Raw genomic sequence first — 12,321 nt, 5'->3', positions numbered from 1 at the left:
CGCCCGGTTACATTCCGAACCCGGAAGCTAAGCCTTACAGCGCCGATGGTACTGCAGGGGGGACCCTGTGGGAGAGTAGGACGCCGCCGAACAATCTTTGGAGGACCCTTGGTCCCAGCGACTCGCTGGGACCAAGGGTCCTTTTTGTTTTTCCGGAGCGCGCCGGGTACCCGGCTGCGCGAGAATGGCTTTGCGGTACCAAAGACAGGAGTCACCCATGTCCACCAACTCTCCGGACGAGCGTCCTGAGCGCGACCAACGCCGCCGGGACAGTGGTGACCGCGACGGCTACCGCGGGGGTCCGCGCCGGGGTGACGACCGTGGTGGCTACGGCGACCGTGGTGGTTACGGTCGCCGTGACGCCCGAGGCGACGATCGTCGTGGCGACGACCGCGGCGGCTTCCGCCGTGACGACGACCGCGGCGACCGCGGCGGCTTCCGACGGGACGACCGCCGTGACGACCGCCGAGATGACCGTCACCGTGACGACCGCGGCGGTGTCCGCCGTGACGACCGCGACCACGGTGGACGCCCGTCCTTCCGCCGCGACGACCGGTCGGCCGGCCCGCGCCGCGATGACCGTGACCGCGGCTTCCGTCGCGACGGCGACCGTCCCGGCTTCCGCCGCGATGACGACCGCGGGGGCTACGGCCGTCGTGACGACGATCGCGCGGGCTACGGCCGCCGCGATGACGACCGTCGGGGCCACGGCCGCCGTGACGACGACCGCGGTGGCTTCCGCCGGGACGACCGGTCGGCCGGCCCGCGCCGCGACGACCGTGACCGCGGCTTCCGCCGTGACGACCAGCGCGGCGGTTTCGGCCGCAGTGATGACCGCCGTGATGACCGCCGTGATGACCGTCGTGGCGACGAACGTGGCGACCGCGGTGGCTTCCGCCGTGACGACCGCGGTGGGTACCCCCGGAGGGATGACCGCCGAGACGACCGCCGAGATGACCGTCGTGGCGGTGAGCGTGGCGACCGTGCCGGCTTCCGGCGCGATGAGCGGCGGGACGACCGGCGCGACGACCGCGGGGGCTTCCGAGGCCCCGACGACCGCGGTGCGCGCGGTCCCCGTCGCGATGACCGTGGTGGCCGTCCCGGTGGCTTCCGGGGACGCGACGACCGGCGGGACGACCGCCGTGACGACCGGCGCGGCGGCGGCCGGTTCCGTGAGGAGCGGGATCGTGACCGTGAGCCGATCAAGCGGCTGCCGATCCCCGAGGACGTCACCGGCGACGAGATCGACCAGGACGTACGGCAGGAGCTGCAGAGCCTGCCCAAGACGCTTGCGGAGGATGTCGCCCGGAACCTGGTGATGGTGGCCAGGCTCATCGACGAGGACCCCGAGGGTGCGTACGGGTACTCGAAGGTGGCGCTGCGTCTCGCGTCGCGTGTCGCCGCCGTGCGCGAAGCCGCCGGTTTCGCCGCGTACGCCAACCAGAAGTACGGCGAGGCGCTCGGCGAGTTCCGGGCCGCCCGGCGTATGACCGGCAACGTCGAGCTGTGGCCCGTCATGGCCGACTGCGAGCGCGGTCTCGGCCGTCCAGAGAAGGCGCTGGACATGGCCGGTGCGGCCGAGGTCCACAAACTCGACAAGGCCGGTCAGGTCGAGATGCGGCTCGTCGCCGCCGGTGCGCGCCGTGACATGGGGCAGCTCGACGCCGCCATCGTGACGCTTCAGAGCCCGGAGCTGGCGTCCAGCTCGGTTCAGCCGTGGACCGCGCGGCTGCGGTACGCCTACGCCGACGCCCTTTTCGCGGCCGGGCGTGAGAGTGAAGCGCGTGAGTGGTTCGCCAAGGCCGTCGAGTCCGACAAGGACGGCAGCACGGACGCATCCGATCGGCTCGCCGAGCTGGACGGTGTGGAGTTCGTCGACGCGCTCGACGAGCGCGTGGGCGACGAGGACGAGGCCAGGGGCGGGGACGTCGCGGATGACCGCGACGGGTTCTCCTCCGAGCCGTCGGCCGCGCGGACCGAGGGCACTCAGACCGCCGAGGGCACTCAGACCGCCGAGTACGCCGAAGGCGCCGAGGGCGAGTCCGGCGACAGGGGCTGACGTCCGAGCGTCGGGCGGGGGGCGGGATCCGGAAGGGGTCCCGCCCCCGCCGCGTTGCCGGGTGCCTCAGGAGGTCAGCGTGCGCAGGACCAGTCCCGACGCCGGCTTCGGACCGAACGACGTCGACTTGCGGGGCATCGTCACGCCCTGGCGGGCCAGCTCGCGTACGACGTCCTCCCGGACGGGGTGCATGAGCACGGCCGTGCCGCCCACGCGCTCTGCCTTCTCGACCGTGGCGGCGGTGTCATGGATATAGGCGATGTGCTCCGGTGAGTCCTCGGGGATGCGCCAGACGTGTTCCAGTAGCGTCGAGTGCAGGACGGCCGCGTCCAGGGTGCGCCAGGTCTCCGGGCGGTCCGTGGGCACCGTCCGGGCCAGCAGCTCGGGGGACGGCCGGTCCACCAGATGGAAGGCGCCGTCGCCCGCCAGCAGATAGGCGTTGCCCTGGCCGGCCGCGCCGGCCAGCGCGTCCAGGGCCTGAGGCAGCGGAACGTCCAGGTCACGGACGTGGAACAGCCCGGTGAGGGCGGACAGGGCGTCGGCGACCGGAAGACGGTGCAGAAGACGGTGGATCGCGCGCACCCGGAGCGGATAGCGGGCGGTGTCCACCAGCAGCACCAGACCGTAGTCCCAGGGGCTGGGGGAGCCGTGCTCCGCGCGTAGACGCAGATAGGTCGCCCAGCGGTGGTGGCCGTCGGCGATGAGGGCCTGGTGCCGGGCCAGGTCCGTCTGGATCTCGGCGACCTCGGCCGGGTCGGTGACCGCCCACAGGCGGTGACTGAAGCCGTCCTCGGTGACGGTGCGCAGCAGAGGTGAGCGTTCGGCGGTGCGTTCGATGACGACAGCGGCGCCGGTCGCCGAGCCGTTGCCCCGGTAGGTGAGCAGCAGGGGCTCGAGGTTGGCGCAGGTCGCACGCATCAGGGCCGCCCGGTCGGCGACCACATGCGGCATGACGTCCTCGTGGGGCAGGACCACACCGTCCGACGGCTGAGATACGCGCAGCGCGCCGATGAGACCGCGCTGGAGCAGACCGTTGCCGCGCTGCTCGTAGACGTAGAGGCCGGGCTCGGCGTCGGCCCTCAGGACGCCCTCGTCCAGCCAGCGGCGCAGGGTGTGGGCCGCCTGCTTGTTGCGCGCTGCCGGGGTGGCCGCCTGGGGGAGGATCAGACGGACGATGTTGTACGGATCGGCCGATTCGAGGTGCAGCAGTCCGTCCGGGCGTACGACGACGTCGTACGGCGGGGAGGTGACCGCGGCCAGGCTGCCGACGCGGTCGGGGTCGTAACGCAGGCCCCGGAAGGGGTTCAGTTCAAGGCCCTTGCTCGCTGGTACGTCCCTGGGACCTGCAGTGTTCATTGGTGCATCGTAAGTGTGTCGGTGCCGTGGGGGATGATCGGGGAAACGAGCGAACGAGGAGCGATGCGTAATGAGCCAGACCGTCAGGACGCGGCCCGAGGGCAGTGAGCGCCCCCTGAGCGAGGCGTACGACACGGCGCTGCTGGACCTGGACGGGGTGGTGTACGCAGGCGGGGCGGCGATAGCGCACGCCGTGGAGTCGCTCGGGACCGCACGATCGGGCGGCATGCATCTGGCGTACGTGACCAACAACGCGCTGCGCACTCCGGACGCGGTGGCGGCGCACCTCACCGAGCTGGGGATACCGGCGAAGGCGTCGGACGTCGTCACCTCGGCACAGGCGGTCGCCCGGCTCATCAGCGAGCAGGTGCCCGGCGGGTCGCGGGTGCTGGTGATCGGCGGTGAGGGGCTGCGCGTCGCGCTGCGGGAGCGGGGGCTCGTCCCCGTGGAGTCGGCCGACGACGATCCGGCGGCGGTGGTGCAGGGGTACGGCGGGCCCGAGCTGCCCTGGGGGCGCTTCGCCGAGGCGTGTTACGCCATTGCGGGCGGGGTGCCGTGGTTCGCGTCCAACACCGACCTCACGATTCCGAGCGCGCGCGGCATCGCCCCGGGGAACGGGGCGGCCGTGGAGGTCGTACGTATCGTGACCGGTGCCGAACCGCAGGTGGCGGGCAAGCCGCTGCCGCCGATGCACCGGGAGACGATCCTGCGGACCGGCGCCCGGCGGCCGCTGGTGGTCGGCGACCGGCTCGACACGGACATCGAGGGCGCGTTCAACGGCGGTGTCGACTCGCTGCTCGTACTGACGGGGGTGACCGACGGCGCCCGGCTGCTGGCCGCTCCCGCGCACCACCGGCCGACGTACGTCGATGCGGACCTGCGGGGGCTGCTGGCCGGTCAGCCGGAGGTCGAGACGGCGGGAGAGGGATTCCGCTGCGGCGCATGGACGGCGACGGCGGGGCGGGAGCGGCTGGAGCTGGCGGGCGAGGGTGAGGCGCTGGACGGGCTGCGGGCGCTGTGCGCGGCGGCCTGGACGGCGGCCGGTGAGGGCTCCTGCGGCCTGGACGGGGGCAAGGCGCTGGCGCGGCTGGGACTGTGAGCCGGGAGGACGGCCCCAACACTGGGCGAGGGTAGGCTAACCTAACTTCGTGTTGGTCGACAGTTCTCCCGAACCACGCGCGGAGACCGCCCCCGCGCCCCCAACCCGCCGGGCGATACGGACCGTTGGGCTCCTCCTCTCGCTGGTCATCCTGATGCTCGTCGTACTGGCGAGCATCGCGGTCGGTGCGAAGGGGCTCACGCCGCAGCAGGTCTGGCACGGCCTGTTCCACGACTCGGGGACGTACGCCGACGTGGTGGTCGGCGACCGGGTGTCGCGGACCGTCCTCGGGCTGCTCGCCGGCGCCGCCCTCGGTCTGTCCGGCGCCGTCCTCCAGGCGCTCACCCGCAATCCGCTGGCCGACCCGGGACTGCTCGGCATCAACGCGGGCGCGTCCGCCGCGGTCGTCACCGCCCTCACGTACTTCGGCGTCACCAGCCTGAGCGGCTACGTCTGGTTCGCCTTCCTCGGGGCTGCCGCAGTCGGGGCCCTGGTGTGGTTCCTCGGCGGCAGCCGGGGCGCCACCCCGGTGCGGCTCGCGCTGGCCGGCACCGCGATCAGCGCGGCGCTCTACGGCTATCTCCAGGCCGTGATGATCACGGACGATGCGGCGCTCGGCAAGATGCGCTTCTGGACGGTCGGTTCGCTGGCCTCGGCCACCGACGCGACCATCCGCCAGGTCCTGCCCTTCCTCGTGGCCGGCACGGCCCTCGCGCTCGGCCTCGCCCGGCCGCTGAACGCCGTGGCGATGGGCGACGACACCGCCCGCGCCCTGGGTGCCGACCTCAACCGCACCCGCGCCCTGTCCATGGCCGCCGCCACCGTGCTGTGCGGTGCGGCCACCGCGGCCTGCGGCCCGATCGTCTTCGTGGGCCTGATGGTCCCGCACGTCGTACGGTCCTTCACGGGCCCCGACCTGCGCTGGATCCTGCCGTACGCGGCCGTCCTGTCGCCCGTGCTGCTGCTCGGATCCGACATCCTCGGACGCCTCGTCGCCCGGCCCGCCGAACTCCAGGTCGGCATCGTGACCGCGGTCATCGGCGGCCCGGTCTTCATCTTCCTCGTACGACGGCGCAGGACGGCGCAGCTGTGAAGAACACCCGCACCCTGCGCAGCCCGGGCGGCCTCTCCGTACGCCTCGACGTCCGGGCGTTCACCGTCGTCGTGCTGCTCGTGGCCGCCGCGCTCGCCGCGAGCGTCGTCCTCATCGGCACCGGCGACTTCCCGATCCCGGCCGGCGACGTCCTCAGGACGCTGCTCGGCGGCGGCGACCCGGGCCAGGAGTTCATCGTCACCGAGCTCAGGCTGCCCCGGGTGCTCGTCGGCCTGCTGGTCGGTGCCTCACTGGGGCTCGGGGGCGCCCTGTTCCAGTCCATCTCCCGCAATCCCCTGGGCAGTCCGGACGTGCTCGGCCTCGGTCAGGGCTCGACGGCCGGGGCGCTCGTGGTGATCGTGCTGTTCTCCGGCAGCCCCACCCAGGTCGCCCTCGGGGCGCTCGCCGGCGGACTGGCGTCCGGCCTCGCCATCTATCTGCTCGCCTGGAAGCGGGGCGTGCACGGCTACCGGCTGGTCCTGGTCGGCATCGGCGTCTGTGCCGTCGCCACGGCGGTCAACGGCTATCTGCTCACCAAGGCCGACCTCGTCGACGCGGCCCGCGCGGTCGTCTGGATGACCGGATCCCTGAACGGGCGTGACTGGGACCAGGTGTGGCCGCTTCTCGCGCTGTGCGCCGTCCTCGTACCGCTCGTTCTCGGACAGGCCCGGGGGCTGCGGATGACGGAGATGGGCGACGATGCCGCCTACGCCCTCGGGGTGCGCGTCGAACGGGTACGGCTGCTGCTGATGGGGTCCGCCGTGCTGCTCACCGCGGGAGCCACGGCCGCCGCGGGTCCGGTCGGGTTCGTGGCGCTCACCGCGCCGCAACTCGCCCGCCGGCTGACCCGCTCGCCCGGGCCGAACCTCGTGGCCTCCATGGCCATGGGCGCCACCCTGCTGATCGTCGCGGACTGGGCCTCCCAGCGGGTCTTCGGCGCGGACCAGCTGCCCGTGGGCGTGGTCACCGGCGTCCTCGGCGGCCTCTATCTGCTGTGGCTGCTGGTCACCGAACGCAGGGCGGGCCGCATATGAGTGCCCTCGGCGGACCCCACACGAACGACACAAGGAGCACCGTGAACCGTCTCTGCGCCGACGACGTCACCCTCGCCTACGACCAGCGCGTGATCGCCGAGCGGTTGTCCGTGGAGATCCCCGACCACTCCTTCACCGTGATCGTCGGTCCCAACGCCTGCGGCAAGTCCACTCTGCTGCGGGCCCTGTCCCGGATGCTCAGGCCGTCCCGGGGGCGGGTGCTGCTCGACGGGCAGGTCATCCAGTCGATGCCGGCGAAGAAGGTCGCACGGACCCTGGGCCTGCTGCCGCAGTCCTCGATCGCGCCGGACGGGATCACCGTCGGCGACCTGGTGGGCCGCGGCCGCTATCCGCACCAGGGGATCCTGCGTCAGTGGTCGGGCGAGGACGAGCGGGTCGTCCGGGAGTCGATGGCGCAGACCGGTGTCGCCGAACTCGCCGACCGCTATGTCGACGAGCTCTCCGGCGGGCAGCGGCAGCGCGTGTGGATCGCCATGGCGCTCGCCCAGCAGACCCCGCTGCTGCTGCTCGACGAGCCCACCACCTTTCTCGACATCCAGCACCAGATCGACGTGCTCGACCTGTGCGCCGAGCTGCACGAGGAACAGGGGCGGACGTTGGTGGCGGTGCTGCACGACCTCAACCACGCGGCGCGCTACGCCACCCATCTCATCGCCCTGCGCGACGGCACGGTCGTCGCCGAGGGCGCGCCGAAGGACATCGTGACGGCGGAGCTGGTCGAGGAGGTGTTCGGGCTGCGCTGCCAGGTCGTCGACGACCCGGAGACCGGCACGCCGCTGGTGGTCCCGGCGGCCCGCAGGGCGCGTACGGGCGTCACGGCCGAAGAGGCCTCCTGAGCCGCACGAGCCGCACCGGTGGCCGACGGCGGCCGGGGAAGCCCAGGAAAGCGCTGCGAAGCCTCAGGGACGCTCTCCTGGCCTCAGAGGAGCTTTCTGAGTCGCAGCAGATCCACCAGGCCCGCCTCGAGCTTCACCCGGCCCGAGGCCCACGCCTTCGCGAAGCGCAGCTCACCCTCGACCATCGCCACCAGGTCGTCGCCGGTCATGGCCAGCCTGATCTGGGCCTTGCCGGACGGTGGCCCCTGGAGCGTGTCGAGCACCCGGATCCGGCCGTCCTGGAGACGGCCGACGAAGGTGACGTCCAGGTCGGTGATGCGGCAGCTCAGCGAGCGGTCCAGGGCCGCGGCCGCGCGCACGTCCCCTTCCGAGCCCGCCAGATTGTCCGAGAACTTTTCGAGCGCCCTGTGGCACTCCTCAATCGTCGCCATCGTGAGCGACGGTACCGCAGCCCTTCGAGGTAGCGTCGGGGCATGAACGACTCTGTGACCGCGGCGGGGACGACGGCGGAGGCGGCCACGGCGCAGGCCGAGCCCGCGGCCGAACCCGAGTACGACCCGGCCGCCCCGGCCCCGCTGAACGTGGACCGGACGCCGACCGGCAACGCCGACGTGGACGCCCGGCTGGAGCGGCTGGCCGACGCCGACCACCTCGCCACGGACGGCCATGTCGAGGTGTACGAGGATGTACACGAGGGGCTGCGTGACGCGCTCACCGCGCTGGACACCCGCCCGGGACCTCCGGCTCCCACCCGTCACCCGCCCGCCGCACCTCAATGAGACCCTTCGGGTCACACCTATCGATCGCCGTACGAAAACAGGAGCTGAACCGAACGTGGCAGGAGTGGCACGCCGCCGTCTCGACGCGGAGCTGGTCCGCCGGAAGCTCGCACGCTCGCGGGAGCACGCGAGCCAGCTGATCGCCGCCGGCCGGGTCACCGTAGGCAAGACCGTCGCGACCAAGCCCGCCACCCAGGTGGAGACCGCGGCCGCCATCGTCGTCGCGCAGGACGACAGCGATCCCGAGTATGTGTCCCGGGGTGGCCACAAGCTGGCGGGCGCGCTGAAGGCCTTCGTACCGCAGGGCCTGACGGTCGAGGGCCGGCGGGCGCTGGACGCCGGCGCGTCCACCGGAGGCTTCACCGACGTCCTGCTGCGCGCGGGCGCCGCCCGGGTCGTCGCCGTCGACGTCGGGTACGGGCAACTGGCCTGGTCGCTTCAGAGCGATGAACGCGTCACCGTCAAAGACCGTACGAACGTCCGGGAGTTGACGCTCGAAGCGATCGATGGGGAACCTGTGGATCTTGTCGTGGGGGATCTGTCCTTCATCCCGCTCGGACTGGTGCTGCCCGCCCTGGTGCGGTGCACGAAGCCGGACGCCGACCTGGTGATGATGGTCAAGCCGCAGTTCGAGGTGGGGAAGGAACGGCTGGGCAGCGGCGGTGTGGTCCGCAGCCCCCAGCTGCGCGCCGAGGCCGTGTGCGGGGTGGCCGAGCGGGCCGCGGAACTCGGGCTGGGGGTGAAGGGCGTGACAGCCAGTCCGCTGCCCGGACCCTCGGGCAATGTCGAGTACTTTCTGTGGCTGCGAGCCGGAGCACCCGCACTGGACCCGGCCGACGTTGACCGTGCAGTGGCGGAGGGGCCGCGTTGACACAGAATTCAGCTCGTACCGTTTTCCTGCTCGCCCACACCGGGCGGCCCGCGGCCATTCGGAGCGCGGAACTCGTGGTCAAGGGACTGCTGCGGTGCGGGATCGGCGTACGCGTCCTGGAGGCCGAGGCGGCGGACCTGCCCCTGCCGGACGAGGTGGAGCTGGTCAAGGAGGCCACCCCGCAGTGCCTCGACGGGTGCGAACTGCTCATCGTGCTCGGCGGTGACGGGACCCTGCTTCGCGGTGCCGAGTTCGCCCGCGCCTCCGGGGTGCCGATGCTCGGCGTCAACCTCGGCCGGGTCGGCTTCCTCGCCGAGGCCGAGCGCGACGACCTCGACCGGGTCGTGGACCGGGTGGTGATGAAGGCGTACGAGGTCGAGGAGCGGATGACCGTCGATGTCGTCGTCCACAAGAACGGCGACATCGTGCACACCGACTGGGCGCTCAACGAGGCGGCCGTGCAGAAGGTCTCCGCCGAGAAGCTGCTGGAGGTCGTCCTGGAGATCGACGGGCGGCCCGTGACCGGCTTCGGCTGCGACGGCATCGTGTGCGCCACCCCCACCGGGTCGACCGCCTACGCCTTCTCCGCGGGCGGGCCCGTGGTGTGGCCCGAGGTGGAGGCGCTGCTCATGGTGCCGATCAGCGCGCACGCCCTGTTCGCCAAGCCGCTGGTGACCTCCCCGGACTCCGTGCTCGCCGTGGAGGTCCAGCCGGACACGCCGCACGGGGTGCTGTGGTGCGACGGGCGGCGGACGGTGGAGCTGCCGCAGGGGGCGCGGGTCGAGGTGCGGCGGGGTGCGGTGCCGGTGCGGTTGGCCCGGCTGCACCATGCGTCGTTCACCGACCGGCTGGTGGCCAAGTTCGCGTTGCCGGTGTCCGGGTGGCGAGGGCGCCCGCACTGACCGGCCGTCCCCCGCGCTCCCCGAAGGGGCGCGGGGTACCTCCCCCGGGTGACAGGGCCGCTCGCACATCCCCCACCGGACCTCGTAAGGTCTTCCCCGTGTTGGAGGAGATGCGGATACGGTCGCTCGGAGTCATCGACGACGCGGTCGTCGAGCTGTCGCCCGGCTTCACCGCCGTGACCGGTGAGACGGGTGCGGGCAAGACCATGGTCGTCACCAGCCTCGGCCTGCTGCTCGGCGGGCGCGCGGACCCTGCGCTGGTACGGATCGGCGCGAAGAACGCGGTCGTCGAGGGGCGGATCGCCCTGGCCGGGGACGACTCCGCCGCCGTACGCGCCGAAGAGGCCGGTGCCGAACTGGACGACGGGACGCTGCTGATCAGCCGTACCGTATCCGCCGAGGGACGCTCGAGGGCGCACCTCGGCGGGCGTTCCGTGCCCGTCGGGGTACTCGCGGAGCTGGCCGACGAGCTGGTCGCCGTGCACGGGCAGACCGACCAGCAGGGGCTGCTGAAGCTGTCCCGGCAGCGGCAGGCGCTCGACCGGTATGCCGGAGACGCCGTCGCCGTGCCGCTCGCCAAGTACGGCGAGGCCTACCGGCGGCTGCGGGCCGTCTCCGCCGAACTTGAGGAGATCACCACCCGCGCCCGCGAGCGGGCCCAGGAAGCCGACATGCTGCGCTTCGGGCTCGACGAGATCGCGGCCGTGGAGCCGCGGGTCGGCGAGGACCTGGAACTGGCCGAGGAGGCCGAGCGGCTCGGGCACGCGGAGGCGCTCGCGTCGGCGGCGACCGCCGCGCACGCCGCGCTGGCGGGCAATCCCGAGGACCCGGAGGGCGTCGACGCGGCCACACTGGTCGCGGGCGCGCACCGGGCCCTGGAGACGGTGCGCTCGCACGACCCGGCACTGGCGGGGCTCGCCGACCGGATCGGTGAGATCGGGATCCTGCTGGGCGATGTGGCGGGGGAGCTGGCCGGGTACGCCGACGACCTGGACGCCGATCCGCTGCGGCTGGCGGCCGTGGAGGAGCGGCGGGCCGCCCTCACCGCGCTGACCCGGAAGTACGGCGAGGACGTGGGCGCCGTCCTCGCGTGGGCCGAGCAGAGCGCCGTGCGGCTGACCGAACTGGACGGCGACGACGACCGGATCGGGGAGCTCACCGCCGAGCGGGACGCGCTGCGCGACGAACTGGGTGCGCTCGCCCAGTCGTTGACGGACGCGCGGACGGAGGCCGCCGAGCGGTTCGCCGCCGCCGTCACCGCCGAGCTGGCATCGCTCGCCATGCCGCACGCGCGCGTGTCCTTCGAGATCCGGCAGACGGAGGACCCGGACGGGGTCGAGGTCGGCGGGCGCACGGTCGGCTACGGGCCGTCGGGCGTCGACGAGGTGGAACTGCTGCTGGCCCCCCACCCGGGCGCGCCGCCGCGGCCCATCGCCAAGGGTGCTTCCGGTGGTGAGCTGTCGCGGGTGATGCTCGCGGTGGAGGTGGTGTTCGCGGGGACGGACCCCGTGCCCACCTACCTCTTCGACGAGGTCGACGCGGGTGTCGGCGGCAAGGCGGCGGTCGAGATCGGGCGGCGCCTCGCCCGCCTCGCGAAGACCGCGCAGGTCGTCGTGGTCACCCACCTGCCGCAGGTGGCGGCCTTCGCCGACCGGCAGCTGCTGGTGGAGAAGACCGACGACGGGTCGGTGACGCGTTCGGGCGTGAAGGTGCTGGAGGGTGAGGACCGTATCCGCGAACTGTCCCGGATGCTGGCGGGCCAGGAGGATTCGGAGACCGCCCGGGCGCACGCGGAGGAACTGCTGGCGACGGCGCGGGCGGACGCCTAGAAGCAGGCGCGGATGCCTGGAAACAGGCGCGGACGCCTAGAAGCAGGCGCGGATGCCTGGAAGCAGGCGCGGACGGCTGGAAGCAGGCGCGGATGCCTGGAGGAAAGCGCCGCCGGACCGTTCCCGTAGGGTGACGGGGTGATCATGCGCACCCGCAGGACCGTCTCGTTCGCTCGTGCCGCGGCCGGCACCCGCGCCACGACCGCCGCCCTGCGCGCGCTGGCGCCGGGTGGGCCCGGCCGATGGGAGCGGAAGAACCACGCGGGGCGGACCGTCGAGCTGTACGCCGGGCCCGCGTCGGCCGTGGCCGTCGCGCTCGGCGCCGGGCGGGTCCATCCGGCGGCCGGTGGCCGACTATCTGGGCCGGGACTTCAGGTCGAAGGGCGCGCTGCCGATCGTCAACGTGCCGGGCTGCCCGATCCAGCCGGAGAACTTCATGGAG

Annotated in this window: 11 protein-coding genes, 1 rRNA gene and 1 pseudogene; 11 read left to right on the top strand and 2 right to left on the bottom strand. The window is 72.7% G+C overall.

The window, feature by feature from the left end; translation table 11 throughout:
- Together rrf and ABZ876_RS38875 are read left to right on the top strand one after the other, a co-directional pair.
- Positions 1–92: ribosomal RNA gene (rrf, locus tag ABZ876_RS38880) — 5S ribosomal RNA — on the top strand; the annotation flags it as partial.
- A 1,118-nt stretch (positions 93–1,210) separates the two neighbouring features.
- The gene (locus ABZ876_RS38875) at positions 1,211–2,059 is read left to right on the top strand and encodes a hypothetical protein (RefSeq protein WP_361791101.1); all 849 of its coding nucleotides are present in this window, start codon (positions 1,211–1,213) and stop codon (positions 2,057–2,059) included.
- A gap of 66 nt (positions 2,060–2,125) precedes the next feature.
- Here the strand turns inward: ABZ876_RS38875 and ABZ876_RS38870 are convergent, their stop codons facing one another.
- Positions 2,126–3,415: a DUF1015 domain-containing protein gene (locus ABZ876_RS38870; RefSeq protein WP_361791095.1), complete on the bottom strand. Its 1,290-nt coding sequence runs from the start codon at positions 3,413–3,415 to the stop codon at positions 2,126–2,128.
- A gap of 70 nt (positions 3,416–3,485) precedes the next feature.
- Here ABZ876_RS38870 and ABZ876_RS38865 point away from each other — a divergent pair, with 70 nt between their 5' ends.
- From ABZ876_RS38865 to ABZ876_RS38850, 4 genes are read left to right on the top strand one after another with little or no spacing between them, the layout of a single operon-like run.
- Positions 3,486–4,514 carry an HAD hydrolase-like protein gene (locus ABZ876_RS38865; RefSeq protein ID WP_361791092.1) on the top strand — a complete coding sequence of 343 codons (1,029 nt, stop codon included), beginning with the start codon at positions 3,486–3,488 and terminating at the stop codon, positions 4,512–4,514.
- Between the two features lie 49 nt (positions 4,515–4,563).
- The gene (locus ABZ876_RS38860) at positions 4,564–5,607 is read left to right on the top strand and encodes an iron ABC transporter permease (RefSeq protein ID WP_361791089.1); all 1,044 of its coding nucleotides are present in this window, start codon (positions 4,564–4,566) and stop codon (positions 5,605–5,607) included.
- Positions 5,604–6,641, top strand: a complete 1,038-nt coding sequence (locus ABZ876_RS38855) for an iron chelate uptake ABC transporter family permease subunit (RefSeq protein ID WP_361791086.1) — start codon at positions 5,604–5,606, stop codon at positions 6,639–6,641. Before ABZ876_RS38860 ends, ABZ876_RS38855 begins: the two co-directional genes overlap by 4 nt.
- Positions 6,638–7,498 carry an ABC transporter ATP-binding protein gene (locus ABZ876_RS38850; protein ID WP_361791083.1) on the top strand — a complete coding sequence of 287 codons (861 nt, stop codon included), beginning with the start codon at positions 6,638–6,640 and terminating at the stop codon, positions 7,496–7,498. The genes ABZ876_RS38855 and ABZ876_RS38850 overlap by 4 nt, the downstream gene beginning before the upstream one ends.
- 83 nt (positions 7,499–7,581) lie before the next feature.
- Here the strand turns inward: ABZ876_RS38850 and ABZ876_RS38845 are convergent, their stop codons facing one another.
- The gene (locus ABZ876_RS38845; RefSeq protein ID WP_361791080.1) at positions 7,582–7,929 is read right to left on the bottom strand and encodes an SCP2 sterol-binding domain-containing protein; all 348 of its coding nucleotides are present in this window, start codon (positions 7,927–7,929) and stop codon (positions 7,582–7,584) included.
- Positions 7,930–7,971: 42 nt separating this feature from the next.
- Between ABZ876_RS38845 and ABZ876_RS38840 the strand changes: the two genes are divergently transcribed.
- The 5 genes and pseudogenes from ABZ876_RS38840 to ABZ876_RS38820 form a co-directional block, all read left to right on the top strand.
- Complete coding sequence (locus tag ABZ876_RS38840) at positions 7,972–8,277, top strand: hypothetical protein (protein WP_361791077.1); 306 nt, start codon at positions 7,972–7,974, stop codon at positions 8,275–8,277.
- 55 nt (positions 8,278–8,332) lie between these two features.
- Positions 8,333–9,148 (top strand): TlyA family RNA methyltransferase, encoded by an 816-nt coding sequence (locus ABZ876_RS38835; protein WP_361791075.1) that lies wholly within the window; start codon positions 8,333–8,335, stop codon positions 9,146–9,148.
- Positions 9,145–10,050, top strand: coding sequence for an NAD kinase (locus ABZ876_RS38830; protein WP_234519554.1), 906 nt, complete (start codon positions 9,145–9,147; stop codon positions 10,048–10,050). The genes ABZ876_RS38835 and ABZ876_RS38830 overlap by 4 nt, the downstream gene beginning before the upstream one ends.
- 110 nt (positions 10,051–10,160) lie before the next feature.
- Positions 10,161–11,879 carry a DNA repair protein RecN gene (gene recN, locus ABZ876_RS38825; RefSeq protein ID WP_361791098.1) on the top strand — a complete coding sequence of 573 codons (1,719 nt, stop codon included), beginning with the start codon at positions 10,161–10,163 and terminating at the stop codon, positions 11,877–11,879.
- A 144-nt stretch (positions 11,880–12,023) separates the two neighbouring features.
- Positions 12,024–12,227: pseudogene (locus ABZ876_RS38820) on the top strand (hypothetical protein); the annotation flags it as partial.
- Positions 12,228–12,321 lie beyond the last annotated feature (94 nt).

Source organism: Streptomyces sp. NPDC046931, from assembly GCF_040644655.1.
GTDB lineage: Bacteria > Actinomycetota > Actinomycetes > Streptomycetales > Streptomycetaceae > Streptomyces.
The sequence above is the reverse complement of the archived record's forward strand: the minus strand, read 5'-3'. Positions and strand labels throughout refer to the sequence as shown.